A 17,318-nucleotide genomic window follows, 5' to 3' on the forward strand; every position below is an offset into this window, starting at 1 on the left:
GACCCGGAGCATCTGCTAACAGAGACCCACTTTTCGCCAGCTATGGACGAGTGACGATGCAATTTTCCTCGATGATCCGCGCCAGCCTCCCGCTTGGCCTTCTCTTGCTCGGCGCCTGCGCACAGACGGCGCAGCGGCCCGCATCGCCGGGTAGCGACAGCATTGCGCGGCTGCAGATCATCGCCTTCAATGATTTTCACGGCCATATCGATACTGTCGGACAGACCGTGCTCCCACCGGGCGCCGCTGCCGATGCGCCGCGCACGGCAGCGGGCGGCGCGATCCACTTTGCGCAGGCCGTCTCCCGCCTGCGGGCCGAGAATCCCAACAGCGCCGTGGTCTCCGCCGGCGACATGATCAGCGCGTCGCCGCTCATCTCCGGCCATTTCCTCGATGAGCCGACGATCCGCGTGATGAACACGGTCGGCGTTGATTTCAACTCGGTGGGCAATCATGAGTTCGATCGCGGGCCGGACGAGCTGCGGCGGATGCAGACCGGCGGTTGCACGCAGTTTACACGATTGCAGCCCTGCCAGGTGATGAGCGATTTCCCGGGCGCGCGCTTTGGCTTTCTTGCGGCGAATGTGCAGCAGGCCGATGGGCAGACCTTGTTCCCGGCTTATGGCCTCAAGCGCTTTGCCGTCGCTGGCGGCAAGACGGTGACCATCGGTTTCGTCGGCGTCACGCTCAAGGGCACGCCGGAGATCGTGGCGCCCAGCGGTGTCGCCAATCTGCGCTTCCTCGATGAAGCGGAGGCGGCCAACAGCTATGTCGCCGCGCTCAAGCAGGCCGGGGCAGAGATATTGGTGCTGCTGATCCACGAAGGCGGCTATCCGGGTGGGGAGGGCGATCCCGGCGATTGCGGCTCGCTTTCCGGACCGCTGCCGCAGATCATGGCGCGGCTCGATCCTGCTTTCGATCTCGTGATTTCCGGCCATACCCATCAGGCCTATGTCTGCCGCTATGGCACGGTCGATCCGGCTCGGCCCTTCCTTGCCACCAGCGCCGGGCAATATGGCACGCTGCTCACCCGCATCACGCTCGATTATGATGTCGCCGCACATCGGCTGGTCGACAAGCGGGCCGAGAACGTTCTCGTGGAGCAGCGCGAGGATGCGCCTGTCGCCCAGCCCGAGCTGACCGATCTCGTGGCCCGCTATCGCACGGCGGCCTCCAGCGTGAGCGACCGAGTCGTCGGCAAGCTGGCCGGCAGCCTGACCCAGATCGCCGATGTGAGCGGCCAGAGCACGCTCGGCAACTTCATCGCGGATGCGCAGCTGGCTTCCGTACAAGCGCCGGAGCGGGGCGGGGCGCAGCTGGCCCTTATGAATCCCGGTGGGCTCCGCGCGCCCATCGCGCCCTTGGCCGATGGCAGCGTGCGCTTTGGCGATCTCTACTCCGCGCAGCCCTTCGGCAATGTGGTGCTCGTCAAGCAGCTCTCGGGCGCAGATATCCGTGCCGCGCTGGAGCAGCAGTTCACCCGTGGCGATCGCCCGTCGATCCTCAGCGTTTCCAGGGGATTCAGCTATGAATTCGACGCCAGCCGTCCCGCCGGCGCACGCGTCTTCAACATCCGCCTGAATGGCGCGGCGGTGCGAGACGAGGGGACCTATCGGGTCGCCATGAACAATTTCATCGCGCAGGGCGGTGATGGCCTGCGGCTGTTCGCGCCGGTGCCGGTGCTGGCGGAAGGGCCGGTGGATGTGGACGCGCTGGAGGTGTATATCGCCAGCGACTCGCATCGCGGCCCACCTGCCCTGGACCGCATCCGCAATGTCACACCGCAATGATTGTGGCCTTTTCCAAGCCTTTCCGGTCTTGATCCGGTAAGGTCACCCTGATAAGGGCAGCCCGTTCCGCCGTGGCAGGTTGTCGCGGCGTATGTTATTTTAGGCAGATTGATACCGCGTCCGGAGTGTGCTCCGGTCCCTGCGGACAAGCGATAGAACTGGAGACTGACGAGCTTATGCAAATCATCGTGCGCGACAACAACGTCGACCAGGCGCTGCGGGCGCTCAAGAAGAAGCTGCAGCGTGAGGGCGTTTATCGCGAGATGAAGCTCCGTCGTCACTATGAGAAGCCCTCCGAGAAGCGTGCGCGCGAGAAGGCTGCGGCCATCCGTCGTGCCCGCAAGCTGGAGCGCAAGCGCGCCGAGCGCGACGGCGCCCGTTAAGGTGCATTCAGGGCCGCGTTTGCGGCCCTGTTGATTCTCCCGGTTTCAATAAGAAGAGGCACGGCCCATGTCCGTCACGGCGGTTCCCTTGCAGCCCATCCGGCGCGGTTCGGTTCGTCGTTTCTGGCTTGCGGTCGTGCTGGTGCTGGCCGTTGCGGCGGTGTTGGCCTGGGCCGGCAGCCGCCAGTTCGGTCATACCGCCAGCGGCCTGCGCTATCAGATGATCACGCAAGGGTCGGGCGAAAGCCCCACGCTCGATGATTTTGCGCTCGTGGCCTATAAGGGCACGCTGCCCGATGGTACGGTGTTCGACGAGAATGAGAGCGCGCCGATGGACCTGCAGTCGCTGGTCCCCGGCTTTGCCGAGGCGGTGACCCTGCTCAAGCGCGGCGGCAGCATTCGCGCATGGATCCCCGCCGAGCTGGCTTATGGCGACAGCCCCCCTCCGGGCGGCGTCATCCCGCCGAACACGCCCTTGCAGTTCGAGATCAAGCTGCTTGAGTTCAAATCCCGTGCCGAGGTCATGCAGGCCCAGCAGATGATGCAGATGCAGCAGATGATGCAGCAGCAGGGCGGACGTCCGGGTGGCCCGGGCGCGATGCCGCCGGGCGCGCCGGAGATGCCGCAGCCCTGATGGCGAAGGGGCGCCGATCCGGCGCCCGCTTCACACATCCCATTCCCGGCCCGGCATCTGGGCCGTCACCCGGCTGAACGCCTCATCCGCCAATGACCGGCCGGCCATAATTCTTGGCATAGGCATTTTCGACACCGGTCAGAATTTCGACGATATCGAAATAACGGTCCCAAAAGGCTGTTTCCCGCAGGTCCTCGACCAGCAACTGATAGGCGTGGTGGTCGATCGCATCCCACATCCAGATGTCGGTGACGCGCGTCGCGTAGAACTCCACGTCGAAGAAGCGCAGCGCAACCTTGCCGGCGTGCTTGCGCAAAATGGGCGCGAATTGCTCACCCAGCAGCGCGAAACGCTGATCGACGGGAAAGCCGAGCCACTCCGGCGACGTCTTGACGAGCATGAAGACGGTGAGGGCGGGTTCGAACGAAAGGCTTGCATGAGTCATGGTAGGTCCTTGTCAGTCTGTGTCTGCGCGGACTAAATGCGAGCAAATGCTCAAGATTGGCTACTCGCATTGACGTCATGACCAACATCCCTTCCCAGCAGCGCTCCATCCCCAGAAAATCGCCGCGGCAGAGCCGCTCTTTGGAGACGGTAAAGGCCATCGTCGAAGCGACGGCTCGCATTCTGGAGGAAAAGGGACTCGGCGGACTGACCACGAATGCCGTTGCCGAACGTGCCGGCGTCAGCATCGGGTCGCTGTATCAGTACTTTCCGGGCAAGGACGCCCTGATTGGCGCGCTGATTTTGCGGGAAGCCGCGCTGCTGATCGCCGATTGGGAGGCGGCGACAACGGCCGAGACGGGGCAGGCGGCGCTGGCTCTGCTGATCGCAGCAGCGGTCGCGCATCAACTCCGGCGCCCCGTTTTGGCGCGCCTTCTTGATATCGAGGAGGCGCGGCTGCCGCTCGATCCGGCAGTTCACGCGGTGAGCGTGCGGCTCCGCGAGATCGTCACCGGCGTGTTACAGCGCCCGGATCTTCCACCCCACGCCGATACGGCGCTTGCCGCGCAGGATATGCTCGCGATCATCAAGGGCATGGTCGACGCGGCTGGTGCGCATGGAGAGCTGGACCGGCCCGGTCTGGAAGAACGCGTCGGCCGTGCCGTGCGCGGCTATCTCGGCTGTCGGTGAAGAGCCGCTCTTACCGCAAAAGCGCTTAGCGCTGCGCGGAACCTGCTGTCTCTTCAGGGTGCAGCGACATCCCTGCCCGGCCACTTCGGAAGCTGCTGATCCAGGTGGCCGGATTGAGCCGCGTCGAGCCGTCAAGCGAGAAGGTGATAAACTCGGCGCGGCCACCCAGCGATTCCCAAGGCACCGGGCCGCCAAGGCCCTGCATTGCGGCGGAGACGCGGCTGTCCGCGCTATTGTCGCGGTTATCGCCCATCAGGAACACATGGGCGGCAGGGATGCGCACTGGGCCGTACCAGTCGGTCTCGCGTGCGCCCATGTCGATGATGGTGTAGCTGCGCCCATTGGGCAGCGTCTCACGCAGCACCGGGAGCACGCACACCTGCGTGCCATCCGGCTGTGCCTCAAGCGCGCCGGGGAACTGGCGCGGATCGCACCGGCTATTGGCGTCCACCGGCATCCGCATGGTGGGCAGGGCCTCCTGCTTGACCGGCTTGCCGTTGAGGATCACCACGCCGTCGCGCACTTCCAGCAGATCGCCGGGCAGGCCGATGACGCGCTTGATATAATCCTCGTTGCTGTTCTGCGGCGTCACGATCGCGATGTCGCCACGCTCGGGCATCTTGCCCCAAACGCGCCCATTCATGAACGGCAGCGTGACGCCCCATGGCTCGGGCGGTCCGCCCAGCAGCGTCGTGCGCAGAATCGCGGCCGGATTGGGAATCGTCGGGGAGACGTAGGACCAGCCATAGGCATATTTGGAGACGATGAGCCTATCGCCCACCAGCATGGTCGGCATCATCGATTCGGAGGGGATGTAAAAAGGCTTGGCCACGAAGCTGTGGAATGCCAGCACCGCCGCCAGCAGCAGCACGATGCTCTTGATCTCGCCGACCCAATCGGTCTTCTTGTCAGCGCGTTTCCGGCGCGTTTCCTGCGCCTTGATCGATGCCTCATCCGTCACGGAAAGCGCGCCTCCAGAATGACGAACGCCTGCGCCCAGGGATGATCGTCGGTCAATGTCAGGTGAACAAATAGGCTGGCGCCGGACGGGGTCAAGGCATCCAGTCGCGCTTTGGCGCCGCCCGTGAGGGCAAGCGTCGGTGCGCCGGAGGGCAGATTGACGACGCCAATGTCCTTCATGAACACGCCGGCCTTGAATCCGGTGCCGACAGCCTTGCTGAAGGCCTCCTTGGCCGCGAAGCGCTTGGCCAATGTGCCGGCCTTGGTGAACGGGCGTCGATTGGCCCGGGCGATTTCATGGTCGGTGAACACCCGCTGCTCGAATCGCGCTCCGAACCGGTCCAGAGAGGCCTGGATTCGCTCGATATTGCAAAGATCAGAGCCCAGGCCGACGATCATGCCTGCCCGCGCGCCTCGTCCATCAGCCTGCGCATCTGCGCCACGCTGTCGCGCAGGCCCAGGAAGATCGCCTCGCCGATAAGGAAGTGGCCGATATTGAGTTCAGCGACCTGCGGAATCGCTGCGATCGGCGCGACATTCTCGTAAGTCAGGCCATGGCCGGCATGGGGCTCGATGCCGTTCTTGGCGGCCAGTGCTGCCATGTCGGTGATGCGGCGAAGTTCCGCAGCTTGTTCGGGGCCTTCGACCTCGCAATATTTGCCCGTGTGCAATTCCACCACCGGCACCTTGAGGCGCAGCGCCGCATCGATCTGGCGCGGATCGGCCTCGATGAACAGCGAGACGCGGCAGCCCGCTTCGCCGAGCCGATCCACCATGGGCGCGAGGTGATTGTGCAACCCGGCCGCATCCAGCCCGCCCTCGGTCGTGCGCTCCTCGCGGCGCTCCGGCACGAGGCAGACGGCGTGCGGCTTATGGCGCAGCGCGATCTCCAGCATTTCCTGTGTCGCCGCCATCTCGAAATTGAACGGGATCTCCAACTCGGCGGACAGGCGCGCAATGTCCTTATCCGTGATGTGCCGGCGATCTTCGCGCAAATGTGCGGTGATGCCGTCGGCGCCGGCTTCCTGCGCGAGCAGGGCGGCGCGAACCGGATCGGGGTAGGAGGCGCCCCGCGCGTTGCGGATGGTCGCCACATGATCGATGTTGACGCCCAGGCGCAGGTGGCGGCCGCTCTGGTCCGCCATTGCTGTCATGCCCGGCTGCCCGGTTTGGTGGCCGGGATCGCGGCCAGCTCGGGCGGCAGATCGTCAGCGTCGTACACAGGGAAGTTGAGGCTCACGAGCGGGAAGAAGGGCACGCCCAGATTGGCCTCGCCGGCCGAGCGATCGACCACGGCGGCTTCGGCGATGACCTCGCCGCCTTCCGCGCGCACCGCTTCCATCGCCTGGCGGGAGGAGAGGCCGGTCGTCACGACGTCCTCGACCATCAGCACCTTCTGGCCGGGTGTTAGCGAGAAACCGCGACGGAACAAGAAGGTGCCCTGCGGCCGCTCGAGAAACAGCGCATCGCAGCCCAGCGCCCGGCCCATCTCGTGGCCGATGATGATGCCGCCCATCGCCGGCGAGACAACGACGTCGATGGCAGCGCGAATATCCCGCGGGATAGACTGGGCGATCGCAACGGCGATGCGGCCGGCGCGCTCGGGATTCATCAGCACGCGCGCGCACTGCAGATAGTTGGCGCTGTGCTTGCCCGAGGACAGCAGAAAATGCCCCTGGAGCAGCGCGTCACAGGCGCGAAATTCAGCGAGCACTTCCGATTCTGTCATGTTTCCCCGACCTCTTATATAGAGCGGCGCAGATAGCGGCGGACGGGCTGACAATCAACGGCTGGCATTCGGGCAATTTCTGCGCTTGAGGCTGGGAGGCTGGCTGCGTATAGGGGCCGCAAGATCAATGAGGGGGGCCGCAGTCGATGTCTTTCGCTAGCGGCCTGAAATTGAAGGCAGGTCGACCGCATGACTAGAAGAATCAATGGCTTCATGGTGGCGATCGCGCTCGGACTGAGCACGCTCGCGCCATCTTCCGCTTTCGGGCAGGCAGAACAGGCTGCTGCGCCCGCGGCGTCGACTGCGGAAGCCGCACCGGCCGCCGCCGCTGCGCCCGCAGCTCCCGCCGCGCCGGCGTTCGATCATGCTGCGCCGGTCGAAGGCATCGGCCAGCCCGCCGTGGGCGAGACGACCTTCCAGAAGCAGGTGACCTCCACGGGCAATTATGCGCTGTGGATGCACAATGTGATTCTGCTGCCGGTCATCACGGTTATCTCGCTGTTCGTGCTCGGGCTGCTGCTCTGGGTCGTGGTGCGCTATCGTCGCGCCGCCAACCCGGTGCCCTCGCGCACCTCGCACAACACGGCGATCGAGATCGTCTGGACGCTGGCGCCGGTGCTGATCCTCATCGGTATCGCCATTCCGTCGATCGACCTGCTGGCCAAGCAGTTCAAGCCAGCCCCCGCCAACGCCATCACCCTCAAGGTGACCGGCTATCAGTGGTACTGGGGTTATGAGTATCCCGATCTCGGCATCGGCGAATATGTCTCCAACATGCTGCCGCCTGAAGAAGCGCTCAAGCGTGGCGAGCCTCGCCTGCTCGGCGTCGACAATCGCGTCGTCCTCCCGGTCGGCGTGCCCATCAAGGCGATCATCACCGCGGCTGACGTGATCCACTCCTTCTCGATTCCCGCCTTCTGGGTGAAGGAAGATGCTGTGCCGGGTCGTCTCAACGAGAAGACCTTCACCATCGAGAAGGAAGGCGTCTATTATGGCGTCTGCTCGGAGCTGTGCGGTGCACGCCATGGCTTCATGCCAATCTCGATCGAAGCGGTGAGCCCCGAGCGGTTCGCACAATGGGTCCGCTCGCAGGGTGGCCAGATGCCGGGTGACGCAGCCGCGCCTGCCGCTGCCGCCGAAGCACCCGCCGCCGCTCCTGCTCCCGCCAACGCCGAGACGCCCGCTGCGGCGCCCGCGACTGCATCCTGAGGACTTCCAAGATGAGCACCACAACCGCAGACGATTTCCACGGGGCGCACGCCCATGGCGATCATGATGCCGATCACAAGCCGGGCTTCTTCGTCCGCTGGTTCATGTCGACGAACCACAAGGACATCGGCACGCTTTACCTGATCTTCGCGATCATGGCCGGCGTCATCGGCGGCGCCATCTCGGGCCTCATGCGCCTCGAGCTGGCTGAGCCGGGTATTCAGTATCTTCAGCATTGGGCCACCTTCGCGGACGGTCCCGATGCGACGATCGATCAGGCCTATCACCTCTGGAACGTGCTGATCACGGCCCACGGCCTCATCATGGTGTTCTTCATGGTGATGCCGGCGATCATCGGCGGCTTCGGCAACTGGTTCGTCCCGATCATGATCGGCGCGCCGGACATGGCCTTCCCGCGGATGAACAATATCAGCTTCTGGCTGCTCATCCCTGCCTTCCTGCTCCTGCTCGGCTCGGCCTTCGTGCCCGGCGGCACCGGCAATGGCGCGGGCACCGGCTGGACCGTCTATGCCCCGCTGTCCACCAGCGGCAGCCCTGGTCCGGCGGTCGACATGGCGATTCTCTCGCTGCACATCGCCGGCGCCAGCTCGATCCTGGGCGCGATCAACTTCATCACCACCATCTTCAACATGCGCGCACCGGGGATGACCATCCACAAGATGCCGCTGTTCGTGTGGTCGGTGCTGGTCACTGCCTTCCTGCTGCTGCTCGCACTGCCCGTGCTGGCCGCGGCCATCACCATGCTCCTGACCGATCGTAACTTCGGCACCGTCTTTTATGACGCCGCCGGCGGTGGCGACCCGGTTCTCTATCAGCACCTGTTCTGGTTCTTCGGTCACCCCGAAGTGTACATCATGATCCTGCCGGGCTTCGGCATCGTCAGCCAGATCGTGTCCACCTTCAGCCGCAAGCCCGTCTTCGGTTATCTCGGCATGGCCTATGCCATGGTCGCCATCGGCGTCGTCGGCTTCATCGTGTGGGCGCACCACATGTTCACTACCGGCATGACCGTGAACATGAAGATGTACTTCACGGCCGCCACCATGGTCATCGCGGTGCCGACCGGCGTGAAGATCTTTTCGTGGATCGCCACGATGTGGGGCGGCTCGATGAGCTTCAAGACCCCCATGGTCTGGTCGCTCGGCTTCATCTTCATGTTCACCGTGGGTGGCGTGACCGGCGTGGTGCTCGCCAATGGCGGCATCGACGATAACCTGCACGACACCTATTATGTGGTCGCGCACTTCCACTACGTGCTCTCGCTCGGTGCCGTGTTCTCGCTGTTCGCAGGCTTCTACTACTGGTTCCCGAAGATGTTCGGGAAGATGTACAACGAGTTCCTGGGTCAGCTCCACTTCTGGGTGTTCTTCATCGGCGTGAACATCATGTTCTTCCCGATGCACTTCCTGGGCATGAGCGGCATGCAGCGTCGCGTGCCGGACTACACCGATGCGCTGGCCTACTGGAACGGCATCGCCTCGTTCGGTTATGCGATCATGGGCGTGGGCGTTCTGATCTTCTTCGTGAACGTCTTCATCTCGCTGCTGGCCGGCAAGAAGGCCGCTGCCAATCCGTGGGGCGAGGGTGCCACGACGCTGGAATGGACGCTGTCCAGCCCGCCGCCGTACCACCAGTTCGAGACCCTGCCGGTCATCGATTGATCGGCAGCGGGTTTCACCCGCGAGCCGCCGTCTTCAGGGTGGCGGCTTGAACAGACAAGATGGCGATCGGGGGCGCGCAAGCGCTCCCGCTTGCAATATGAACTGACGAGTTGAACTGAACGCAAGGTCAGAGGTTTTGGCGAGCAAGGCATCGATCATGGGCACCGCGCCACAACAGTCTCCGCTTGGCGGGTCGACGGTTCCGCTCCCAGCGGACTGGCGCGATCTGCTCGCGCTGACCAAGCCGCGCGTGCTGACGCTCGTCGTATTCACCGGCCTGTGCGGATTGCTGGTCGCACCCGGCAGCCTGTCTCCGGTGCTCGCCTTTACCGCCATTCTCTGCATCGCGCTCGGCGCTGGTGCGGCGGGCGCGCTCAACCAATGGTATGAAGTCGACCGCGACGCGAAGATGAAGCGTACCGCGGGTCGTCCGCTGCCGGCCGGCCGGATGAGCCGGGAAACGGCGCTGCATTTCGGCGTCGGCCTCGCTGCCTTTTCTGTGCTGCTGATGGGCTTTGCGACCAACTGGCTCGCCGCCGGCATCCTAGCGACGTCGATCCTCTTCTATGTGTTCATCTACACTATCTGGCTCAAGCCACGCACGGCGCAGAATATCGTGATCGGTGGTGCGGCCGGCGCCTTTCCGCCATTGATCGGCTGGGCGGCGGTGACGGGCGATGTGGCGCTGCTGCCCATCGCTTTGTTCATGCTGATCTTCTTCTGGACCCCGCCGCACTTCTGGTCGCTCGCGCTGTTCGTGCGGATGGATTACGCCAATGCCGGCATCCCGATGCTGCCGGTGGTGGCCGGTGAGGTGACCACCCGCCGCCAGATCCTGGGCTATACCAGCATCATGGGCGTTGCTGCGCTGGCGCCGGTGGTCCTGCGGCTGACCGGCCCGATCTATGGCGTGACTGCGTTGCTGGCGACAGCGGTTTTCGCGGCCATGGCCCTGCAGGTCTCGCTGCGCCGGGAGAGCGATCCTGCGCAAATGAAGCCGGAGCGGCGGCTGTTCAAATATTCGGTTCTCTATCTTTTCCTGCTCTTCGGCGCGGTTGTCGTCGACCATTGGGTGTTTGCCGCATGACCCCTGAAGACCAGAAACTCATTCAGGAGCGCCAGCGGGCGCGGGCGCGGATCATGGCGTGGATTCTCGCCGCGCTGGTCGTGCTTTTCTTTGCGATCACCATCGCGAAAATGGCCTGAGGAGCGGTGCGATGACGACGATTGCTGGAAAGCGCGTGAGTAACCGCAAGACAGCCCTGCTGGCTGCGCTGGTGGCGGTGGCGATGCTCGGCCTCGGCTTTGCGGCGGTCCCGCTCTACCGCCTATTCTGTCAGGTTACCGGCTTCGGCGGCACCACCCAGCGCGTCGACGCCGCAGAGGCCGCCAAGGCGGTCTCGCTGCAGACGCAGGGCCGGCAACTGTCGATTCGGTTCGACTCGAATATCGGCGGCGGCATCCCGTGGGAATTCTATCCCGAGAAGCGCCGCCTGACCGTGGGCGTCGGCGGCAAGTCGATGGCGATCTTCATCGCGAAGAACACCTCGAATAAGCCGGTGACCGGGCGCGCCGTGTTCAACGTCACGCCCGAATATGTCGGCAAATATTTCAGCAAGGTGCAGTGCTTCTGCTTTACGGAGCAGACCTTGCAGCCGGGGCAGCAGGTGCGGATGCCCGTGCTGTTCTATGTCGACAAGGCGTTCCTTGATGATTCTGACGGCAAGGACGTCCAGGAAATCACGCTGAGTTACACATTCTATCCGGTTGAGAAGCCGGACGACCAGAGCTAAAGAAGCGCGCAAACGAGCGCTCGGATAAAGCGCTTAGATACAGGGAATACGATATGGCCGGCGCCAAGAATCACGATTATCACATTCTCCCCGCCAGTTTCTGGCCGTTGATGGGCTCGATGTCGGCCCTGGTGATGGCGCTGGGCGCCGTTGCCTGGATGCACCCCTCTGAAATGGGCAGCTGGGGCGGCGCGGGCTTCTTCCTGGGTCTGGCCGGCGTGCTCGCCACCATGTTCTTCTGGTGGGCGGACGTTATTCGCGAGGCGCATGCCGGCGATCACACCCCTGTCGTGCAGCTTCACCTGCGCTACGGCATGATCCTGTTCATCGCCTCGGAAGTCATGTTCTTCGTGGGCTGGTTCTGGGCGTTCTTCGATTTCAGCCTCTTCCCGACGGCCCTGCCGCCGATTGACGGCCTGTTCCCGTCCGAGGACATCGAGGTTCTCAATCCCTTCGAACTGCCGCTGCTCAACACGCTGATCCTGCTCTGCTCCGGCACCACCATTACCTGGGCGCACCATGCGATCATCCATGGCGACCGGGACGGCCTGAAGAAGGGCCTGTGGCTCACGATCATCCTCGGCATCGTTTTCACCTGCGTGCAGGCCTATGAATATGCCCACGCGCCGTTTGCCTTCGGCACGACGCCTTATGGCTCGGCCTTCTACATGGCGACCGGCTTCCACGGGTTCCACGTTCTGGTCGGCACGATCTTCCTGATCGTCTGCCAGGTGCGGGCCTATAAGGGTCACTTCACGCCGCGCCAGCACTTCGGCTTCGAGGCGGCGGCCTGGTACTGGCATTTCGTCGACGTGGTGTGGCTGTTCCTGTTCGTCTCCATCTATGTGTGGGGCGGCTGGGGAGCTCCGATGCACGCGGGCTGATCGGCCGGGGAGCACGGCATGTGCGGCGCCAAGGCCCATGTTTGCTCCTCATCTATCGATAGCAAAGGCGACGCGCGGAAAGCCCTTCCGCGCGTCGCTTGGTTTCCGGCACGCGGCATTTGCGAAGGACAGGATGGATGAGCGAGACTAAGCCCGCAGTGGCGCCCAAGGTTGCCGCTGTCACACCGGCTTATCTGGTCCAGGCGAGCGTCAAGGCCCGCTGCCCGCGCTGCGGCGTCGGGCCGCTGTTCGATGGCTGGGTGCGATTCGCGCCCCGCTGCCGCGCCTGCGGGCTGGATCTGGCCGCGTTCAATGTTGGCGATGGCCCGGCGGCCTTCCTCATCCTGATTGTCGGCGGGCTGGTCACGGCGTTGGCGTTGATGGTCCAGCTGGCCGCCGATCCGCCATTCTGGGTGCATATCCTGCTCTGGGTGCCGCTCACCACCGCGCTGGTCATCGGCTGTCTGCGCCTGTCCAAGGCAGCGCTGCTGATCATCGAATATCGCAACAAGGCGCGCGAGGGACGCATTGCCGATCCGCGTCAGCCGGGCGAGGGCGCGCCATGAGCCGCCGCGTGCCGCTGGTGCCAACCGTGCTGGTCGGCCTCGCCGTCGCCGTGATGATCGCGCTGGGCATCTGGCAGATCGGCCGGGCGCATCAGAAGGAGGCCGCGCTGGATGCCTGGCGCGCGAATCTGCATCTGCCGCTCACGGCCTATCCCCGGCAGAACCCAACCGATCAAAGCTACATGTTTCGCCGTCTCGCGGCCCAGTGTCTGCGCGTGGTCGACTGGCAGGTGATCGGCGGTCGGGCGCGCAGCGGCGAGACCGGATGGCGGCACATCGCATATTGCGCGACCGGTGCCGAAGGGCCGGGACTTGTGGTGGACATGGGCGTGAGCGTGCGACCGGATGGCAAGACTGACTGGCAGGGCGGCCCGGTGACTGGCAGAGCCACCCATGAGCCGGACAATTCCTCACTGATGGCCCGTGTGCAGGGCAAGGCATCGCCCTTGCGGCTGATGATCGTCGCGGACGAGCCCGCGCCCGGGCTGCTCGCTTCCGCGCCGCCCGATCCGTCGTCGGTGCCCAATAATCACCGCTCCTACGCGGTGCAGTGGTTCCTGTTCGCCACGATCGCGCTGGTGATCTATGCGCTCGCCCTGCGCAAGCGCTGGCGGGGCGAAGCGCGCGAGGGTTGATCCACTCCGTTGCGCTACGGCAGCCACAAGGCTAAGGGCCGGTCATGCAATATGTGAGCACCAGGGGGCGCGCGGCTGCGCTGGATTTCGAGGGCGCAACGCTGGCAGGGCTGGCGAGCGATGGCGGGCTGTATCTGCCCGAGCATTGGCCCAGCTTTTCCGCCGACGAGCTGGAGGCCATGCGCGGCCTCTCTTATGTCGAGACTGCTGTGCGCGTCATTCGCCCGTTCGTGGGCGATTGCCTGAGCGAAGACGAACTGCGCGAACTGTGTACGCAGGCTTATGGCCGCTTCTCCCACGCCGCGGTGACACCGCTGGTGCAGCTCGATCATCAGCACTGGCTGCTTGAGCTCTTCCACGGGCCGACGCTGGCGTTCAAGGACGTCGCGCTGCAGATGCTGGGCCTGCTGTTCGAGAAGTTTCTCAGTCGGCGCGACACGCATCTGACCATCGTCGGCGCCACGTCGGGAGACACAGGTTCGGCGGCGATCGATGCTGTTGCGGGCCGCGCGAAGATCGACATCTTCATGCTCCATCCGGCCGATCGCGTGTCGGATGTGCAGCGCCGGCAGATGACGACGGTGCTGGCGCCGAACGTCCACAACATCGCTATCGAGGGCAGTTTCGACGATGCTCAGGCACTGGTGAAGCGCATGTTCAACGATGCCGAGTTCGCCGGCCGCTTCGATCTGTCGGCGGTGAACAGCATCAACTGGGCGCGACTCGTGGCGCAGGTGGTCTATTATATCTATGTCGGCGTGCGCCTCGGCGCGCCGCATCGGCAGGTCGCCTTCTCGGTGCCGACCGGCAATTTCGGGGACGTGTTTGCCGGCTATGTCGCAGCGCGCATGGGACTGCCCATCGAGCGGCTGATCGTCGCCACCAATGTGAACGACATTCTGCACCGGGCGCTCTCGCAGGGCGACTATAGCCAGGAAGGCGTCGTGCCGACGGCCACGCCCAGCATGGACATTCAGGTCTCCTCCAATTTCGAGCGGCTGCTGTTCGATCTCGGCGGGCGCGACGGTCTGGCGCTGGCGGAGCAGATGAAGGGCTTCGAGGCGACCAAGGCCATGCGCCTGACGAACGCGCAGCGCGATGGGGCGTCCCAGCTCTTCTCGTCCGCGCGCGTCGATGGCGACGACATGTCGCGGGCTATGCGCTGGGCTTATGATGCGGCCTCTCAGGTCATCGATCCGCACAGCGCGGTCGGCCTCGCGGCGGCCCATGCCGTGCCACTCGATCCGACCGTGCCGGTGGTGACGCTGGCGACGGCGCATCCCGCCAAGTTCCGCGATGCCGTGGAACGGGCCACCGGCGTGCGTCCCTCGCTGCCGTCACGCGTGGGCGATCTGTTCGGGCGCGAGGAGCGCTATGTGACGCTGCCCGGTACGTTCGAGGCGGTGACCGAATATATCGCGGAACGCGCCACGCCGCGCCGTGGGTAGGACGTTCTTTCTGAAGCCCCTCCTCTTCAGAGGAGGGGTTGGGGTGGTGTCGGCTCCAGAGCGCTACGTAAGCACCTACCTCCGAACCCCTCCCCTAAAGGGGAGGGGTTAGATGTCTATCACCCTGCCACCCACGCTCCCGCTCACGACGATGGTCGGCGAGCCATGGGCCGATTACGGCCTGATCGATAGCGGCGCTGGCCGCAAGCTGGAGCGCTACGGCCCCTTTCGCTTCATCCGCCCTGAGCCGCAGGCGATGTGGCAGCCGGCGCAGGCCGACTGGGATGCGCATGGCAGCTTCATTCCGGCATCGGACGAGGATGGCGGCGGGCGCTGGCATTTTGATAAACCCGTGCCGCGCGATGGCTGGCCGCTGCGCTGGGAGGAGGCGCGCTTTCAGGCGAACTGCACGCCCTTCCGCCATCTCGGCTTCTTCCCGGACATGGCGCCGGTCTGGCAATGGGCGCGCGAGCGACTGCACGGCGTCGACGCGCCCCATTTCCTCAACCTGTTCGGCTATACCGGTGTCGGCACGCTGGCCCTCTCCGCGACCGGGGCACAGTGCGTGCATGTTGATGCCTCCAAGAAATCGGTCGCGCAGGCGCGTGCCAATGCGGCGCTCTCCGGCATGGAGAGCAATCCCGTCCGCTGGATCATCGACGATGCCGCCAAATTCGTGGCACGCGAGGTGCGGCGCGAGCGGCGCTATCATGGCATCCTGCTCGATCCGCCCAAATATGGCCGGGGGCCAGATGGCGAGATCTGGCGGCTTGAGGAAGACCTGCCCGGCCTGATCGCCGATTGCCGCCGCTTGCTGGATGGCGAGAGCCGCTTCCTGTTCCTCACGGTCTATGCTGTGCGCATGTCCGCCCTGGCGATCGGCGAACTGGTCCGCGCGCATCTGGGCGATCTGCCAGGGCGGATCGAATGCGGCGAACTGGCTGTGCGGGAGGAGGCGCGGGGGTTGTTGCTTCCAACGGCGATCTGGGCGCGCTGGACGCGGGACTGAGGGGCTTTTGGAGGGAGGGGTTCGCTCGTAGAGTCAGCGCACCGCAAGCGCCTGCGTAAACCTGCCCACCTTTCCGTTCGTGTCGAGCGAAGTCGAGACACGTCTGGCGCTGAGCTTGGTGTCTCGACTTCGCTCGACACGAACGGGGAAGAGGGAAGGCCTGGTATGCCGCGCCCCTCAATCCCGCCCTACCTAATCCCGTCCCGCCCTTAGCGCCGCCCCGCCGGCGACCGGCGCCACCACACACAGCAGCAGCGAGCAGGCGGCGACCAGCTTGAGGGCGCTGTCGCCGCCAAATTGCAGGGCGCCGGCACCGAAGATCAGGATCGGCACCGCCAGCGGCAGCACCAGCAGGCCGGTGAGCGCGCCGCTGCCCCGCAGGCCTGCGGTGAGTGCCGCCACCAGCAGCGCCAGCGCGGCAAGGCCGGGCGTGCCAAGCGCCAGACCGATCATCACCAGCCGCAGCATCTCCGGCTCCAGCTTGAGCAGCGCCCCGGCTGGCAGCGCGGCGATCAGCAGCGGCGGGCCGAAGCTCAGCCAATGCGCGACACCCTTGGCAAACAGGATCGTGCCTTCCCCCACGCCGCGCAGCACGAGCTGATCGATCACGCCGCTGTCACGATCCGGCTCGATCAGCCGGTCGATGGGCAGCAGGCTGGCCAGCAGCGCGGCGACCCAGAGCAGGCCGCCGCCGGTCTGGCTGAGCAACGTGGCATTGGGGCCAACAGCGAAGGGAAAGAGCGCGGCAATCAGCAGCAGAAAGGCCAGCGGCAGCCAGATGCCGCCACTCCGCCAGGCCCGGCCAAGGTCGCGCAGAATGATCGGGCCGATCATGCGTCGCGCTCCCCGCCGGCATCCGGGTCCGGTGCATGAAGGTCGATCACCGCGTCCTGCGTCCAGGCAAGCGGCATGTGCGAGGCCGCGAGCACGATGCCGCCCTGCGCCCGGTGCCGGTCCACCAGCTGGCCGAGTTGCGCTGCCGAGGCGACGTCGAGGCCGTTGGCCGGCTCATCCAGCAGCCAGATCGGCGCGTCGGTAATCAGCGTGCGCGCCAACGCGGCCCGCTTGCGCTGGCCGGTGGAGAGCATCCGCACCGGAATATCGCGCAGATGTGCAATGGCGAGGTCATCGAGCGCGGCATCGATGCGCGCGGACGGCGCCTCATCCACTTTGGCCCAGAAGGCGAGGGCATCATGCACCGTGCGGTCCCGGTCCAGCGCATCGAGCTCGTCGGTCAGCGCCACCGCGCCTTCGCAGGTCACGGTGCCCGCAAAGGGCCGCAGCAGCCCGGCAATGATGCGTAGCAGGCTCGATTTGCCGATGCCGTTCGGGCCGGCGATCTGGGCGCTGCCGCCCGCCGTCAGGCTGAGATTGACGCCGGCGAACAGCAGCCGTCCCCCGCGCAGGCAGGCGACATCCTCCAGCCGGAGCGCCGCGCCGCTCATGGCTTGACGGTCCATGC

Annotated in this window: 21 protein-coding genes; 14 read left to right on the top strand and 7 right to left on the bottom strand. The window is 65.1% G+C overall.

Annotated features, from left to right (window positions below; translation table 11 throughout):
* The first annotated feature begins 56 nt into the window (after positions 1-56).
* The 3 genes from M2333_RS02440 to M2333_RS02450 all read left to right on the top strand — a co-directional run bounded on the left by M2333_RS02440 (position 57) and on the right by M2333_RS02450 (position 2,807).
* Complete coding sequence (locus tag M2333_RS02440) at positions 57-1,790, top strand: bifunctional metallophosphatase/5'-nucleotidase (protein WP_264612548.1); 1,734 nt, start codon at positions 57-59, stop codon at positions 1,788-1,790.
* Positions 1,791-1,966: 176 nt separating this feature from the next.
* Positions 1,967-2,173 carry a 30S ribosomal protein S21 gene (gene rpsU, locus M2333_RS02445; RefSeq protein WP_181560196.1) on the top strand — a complete coding sequence of 69 codons (207 nt, stop codon included), beginning with the start codon at positions 1,967-1,969 and terminating at the stop codon, positions 2,171-2,173.
* A 67-nt stretch (positions 2,174-2,240) separates the two neighbouring features.
* Positions 2,241-2,807, top strand: coding sequence for an FKBP-type peptidyl-prolyl cis-trans isomerase (locus M2333_RS02450; protein WP_264610749.1), 567 nt, complete (start codon positions 2,241-2,243; stop codon positions 2,805-2,807).
* Between the two features lie 82 nt (positions 2,808-2,889).
* Here M2333_RS02450 and M2333_RS02455 read toward each other — a convergent pair whose 3' ends face one another.
* On the bottom strand, positions 2,890-3,252 hold the full coding sequence (locus tag M2333_RS02455; protein WP_264570866.1) for a darcynin family protein: 363 nt from the start codon (positions 3,250-3,252) through the stop codon (positions 2,890-2,892).
* Between the two features lie 77 nt (positions 3,253-3,329).
* On the opposite strand from M2333_RS02455, the gene M2333_RS02460 reads away from it, so the two are divergent.
* On the top strand, positions 3,330-3,941 hold the full coding sequence (locus tag M2333_RS02460) for a TetR/AcrR family transcriptional regulator (protein ID WP_264578469.1): 612 nt from the start codon (positions 3,330-3,332) through the stop codon (positions 3,939-3,941).
* A 25-nt stretch (positions 3,942-3,966) separates the two neighbouring features.
* Here M2333_RS02460 and lepB read toward each other — a convergent pair whose 3' ends face one another.
* Genes lepB through pyrE form a run of 4 tightly spaced genes read right to left on the bottom strand, consistent with a single transcriptional unit; the run spans position 3,967 to position 6,630 of the window.
* Entirely contained in the window at positions 3,967-4,884 is a 918-nt protein-coding gene (lepB, locus tag M2333_RS02465) for a signal peptidase I (protein ID WP_264612549.1), read from the bottom strand.
* 14 nt (positions 4,885-4,898) lie between these two features.
* Complete coding sequence (gene acpS / locus M2333_RS02470; RefSeq protein ID WP_264604991.1) at positions 4,899-5,300, bottom strand: holo-ACP synthase; 402 nt, start codon at positions 5,298-5,300, stop codon at positions 4,899-4,901.
* Positions 5,297-6,055, bottom strand: coding sequence for a pyridoxine 5'-phosphate synthase (locus M2333_RS02475; RefSeq protein ID WP_413716468.1), 759 nt, complete (start codon positions 6,053-6,055; stop codon positions 5,297-5,299). The genes acpS and M2333_RS02475 overlap by 4 nt, the downstream gene beginning before the upstream one ends.
* Positions 6,052-6,630, bottom strand: a complete 579-nt coding sequence (gene pyrE, locus M2333_RS02480) for an orotate phosphoribosyltransferase (RefSeq protein WP_264573260.1) — start codon at positions 6,628-6,630, stop codon at positions 6,052-6,054. The genes M2333_RS02475 and pyrE overlap by 4 nt, the downstream gene beginning before the upstream one ends.
* 189 nt (positions 6,631-6,819) lie before the next feature.
* Here pyrE and coxB point away from each other — a divergent pair, with 189 nt between their 5' ends.
* From coxB to M2333_RS02530, 10 genes are all read left to right on the top strand, one after another.
* Positions 6,820-7,839 (top strand): cytochrome c oxidase subunit II, encoded by a 1,020-nt coding sequence (gene coxB, locus M2333_RS02485; protein ID WP_181560189.1) that lies wholly within the window; start codon positions 6,820-6,822, stop codon positions 7,837-7,839.
* Between the two features lie 11 nt (positions 7,840-7,850).
* On the top strand, positions 7,851-9,521 hold the full coding sequence (gene ctaD, locus M2333_RS02490) for a cytochrome c oxidase subunit I (protein WP_181560188.1): 1,671 nt from the start codon (positions 7,851-7,853) through the stop codon (positions 9,519-9,521).
* A gap of 157 nt (positions 9,522-9,678) precedes the next feature.
* Positions 9,679-10,608: a heme o synthase gene (locus M2333_RS02495; protein WP_264580004.1), complete on the top strand. Its 930-nt coding sequence runs from the start codon at positions 9,679-9,681 to the stop codon at positions 10,606-10,608.
* Positions 10,605-10,727: a hypothetical protein gene (locus M2333_RS02500; protein ID WP_264570860.1), complete on the top strand. Its 123-nt coding sequence runs from the start codon at positions 10,605-10,607 to the stop codon at positions 10,725-10,727. The genes M2333_RS02495 and M2333_RS02500 overlap by 4 nt, the downstream gene beginning before the upstream one ends.
* An 11-nt stretch (positions 10,728-10,738) precedes the next feature.
* Complete coding sequence (locus M2333_RS02505; protein WP_264587554.1) at positions 10,739-11,314, top strand: cytochrome c oxidase assembly protein; 576 nt, start codon at positions 10,739-10,741, stop codon at positions 11,312-11,314.
* A 53-nt stretch (positions 11,315-11,367) separates the two neighbouring features.
* Complete coding sequence (locus M2333_RS02510; RefSeq protein WP_264610750.1) at positions 11,368-12,198, top strand: cytochrome c oxidase subunit 3; 831 nt, start codon at positions 11,368-11,370, stop codon at positions 12,196-12,198.
* A gap of 137 nt (positions 12,199-12,335) precedes the next feature.
* Positions 12,336-12,764 carry a DUF983 domain-containing protein gene (locus tag M2333_RS02515; RefSeq protein WP_264587553.1) on the top strand — a complete coding sequence of 143 codons (429 nt, stop codon included), beginning with the start codon at positions 12,336-12,338 and terminating at the stop codon, positions 12,762-12,764.
* Positions 12,761-13,399, top strand: coding sequence for an SURF1 family protein (locus tag M2333_RS02520; RefSeq protein ID WP_264610751.1), 639 nt, complete (start codon positions 12,761-12,763; stop codon positions 13,397-13,399). Before M2333_RS02515 ends, M2333_RS02520 begins: the two co-directional genes overlap by 4 nt.
* Before the next feature lie 44 nt (positions 13,400-13,443).
* The gene (gene thrC / locus M2333_RS02525) at positions 13,444-14,847 is read left to right on the top strand and encodes a threonine synthase (RefSeq protein WP_264610752.1); all 1,404 of its coding nucleotides are present in this window, start codon (positions 13,444-13,446) and stop codon (positions 14,845-14,847) included.
* Positions 14,848-14,959: 112 nt separating this feature from the next.
* The gene (locus M2333_RS02530) at positions 14,960-15,856 is read left to right on the top strand and encodes a class I SAM-dependent methyltransferase (protein ID WP_264610753.1); all 897 of its coding nucleotides are present in this window, start codon (positions 14,960-14,962) and stop codon (positions 15,854-15,856) included.
* Positions 15,857-16,048: 192 nt separating this feature from the next.
* On the opposite strand, the gene M2333_RS02535 is transcribed toward M2333_RS02530, so the two are convergent.
* Positions 16,049-16,690 carry a heme exporter protein CcmB gene (locus M2333_RS02535; RefSeq protein ID WP_264570854.1) on the bottom strand — a complete coding sequence of 214 codons (642 nt, stop codon included), beginning with the start codon at positions 16,688-16,690 and terminating at the stop codon, positions 16,049-16,051.
* Positions 16,687-17,301 (bottom strand): heme ABC exporter ATP-binding protein CcmA, encoded by a 615-nt coding sequence (ccmA, locus tag M2333_RS02540; RefSeq protein WP_264612551.1) that lies wholly within the window; start codon positions 17,299-17,301, stop codon positions 16,687-16,689. Before ccmA ends, M2333_RS02535 begins: the two co-directional genes overlap by 4 nt.
* Between the last annotated feature and the right edge of the window lie 17 nt (positions 17,302-17,318).

Source organism: Sphingobium sp. B11D3B (genome assembly GCF_025961735.1).
In the GTDB taxonomy this organism is placed as follows: domain Bacteria; phylum Pseudomonadota; class Alphaproteobacteria; order Sphingomonadales; family Sphingomonadaceae; genus Sphingobium.

Bases quoted from the DNA above. Each gene is read 5' to 3' on its own strand.
- M2333_RS02440 (WP_264612548.1), top strand. From the start codon at position 57: ATGCAATTTTCCTCGATGATCCGCGCCAGCCTCCCGCTTGGCCTTCTC.
- rpsU (WP_181560196.1), top strand. From the start codon at position 1,967: ATGCAAATCATCGTGCGCGACAACAACGTCGACCAGGCGCTGCGGGCG.
- M2333_RS02450 (WP_264610749.1), top strand. From the start codon at position 2,241: ATGTCCGTCACGGCGGTTCCCTTGCAGCCCATCCGGCGCGGTTCGGTT.
- M2333_RS02455 (WP_264570866.1), bottom strand. From the start codon at position 3,252: ATGACTCATGCAAGCCTTTCGTTCGAACCCGCCCTCACCGTCTTCATG.
- M2333_RS02460 (WP_264578469.1), top strand. From the start codon at position 3,330: ATGACCAACATCCCTTCCCAGCAGCGCTCCATCCCCAGAAAATCGCCG.
- acpS (WP_264604991.1), bottom strand. From the start codon at position 5,300: ATGATCGTCGGCCTGGGCTCTGATCTTTGCAATATCGAGCGAATCCAG.
- M2333_RS02475 (WP_413716468.1), bottom strand. From the start codon at position 6,055: ATGACAGCAATGGCGGACCAGAGCGGCCGCCACCTGCGCCTGGGCGTC.
- pyrE (WP_264573260.1), bottom strand. From the start codon at position 6,630: ATGACAGAATCGGAAGTGCTCGCTGAATTTCGCGCCTGTGACGCGCTG.
- coxB (WP_181560189.1), top strand. From the start codon at position 6,820: ATGACTAGAAGAATCAATGGCTTCATGGTGGCGATCGCGCTCGGACTG.
- ctaD (WP_181560188.1), top strand. From the start codon at position 7,851: ATGAGCACCACAACCGCAGACGATTTCCACGGGGCGCACGCCCATGGC.
- M2333_RS02495 (WP_264580004.1), top strand. From the start codon at position 9,679: ATGGGCACCGCGCCACAACAGTCTCCGCTTGGCGGGTCGACGGTTCCG.
- M2333_RS02500 (WP_264570860.1), top strand. From the start codon at position 10,605: ATGACCCCTGAAGACCAGAAACTCATTCAGGAGCGCCAGCGGGCGCGG.
- M2333_RS02505 (WP_264587554.1), top strand. From the start codon at position 10,739: ATGACGACGATTGCTGGAAAGCGCGTGAGTAACCGCAAGACAGCCCTG.
- M2333_RS02510 (WP_264610750.1), top strand. From the start codon at position 11,368: ATGGCCGGCGCCAAGAATCACGATTATCACATTCTCCCCGCCAGTTTC.
- M2333_RS02515 (WP_264587553.1), top strand. From the start codon at position 12,336: ATGAGCGAGACTAAGCCCGCAGTGGCGCCCAAGGTTGCCGCTGTCACA.
- M2333_RS02520 (WP_264610751.1), top strand. From the start codon at position 12,761: ATGAGCCGCCGCGTGCCGCTGGTGCCAACCGTGCTGGTCGGCCTCGCC.
- thrC (WP_264610752.1), top strand. From the start codon at position 13,444: ATGCAATATGTGAGCACCAGGGGGCGCGCGGCTGCGCTGGATTTCGAG.
- M2333_RS02530 (WP_264610753.1), top strand. From the start codon at position 14,960: ATGTCTATCACCCTGCCACCCACGCTCCCGCTCACGACGATGGTCGGC.
- M2333_RS02535 (WP_264570854.1), bottom strand. From the start codon at position 16,690: ATGATCGGCCCGATCATTCTGCGCGACCTTGGCCGGGCCTGGCGGAGT.
- ccmA (WP_264612551.1), bottom strand. From the start codon at position 17,301: ATGAGCGGCGCGGCGCTCCGGCTGGAGGATGTCGCCTGCCTGCGCGGG.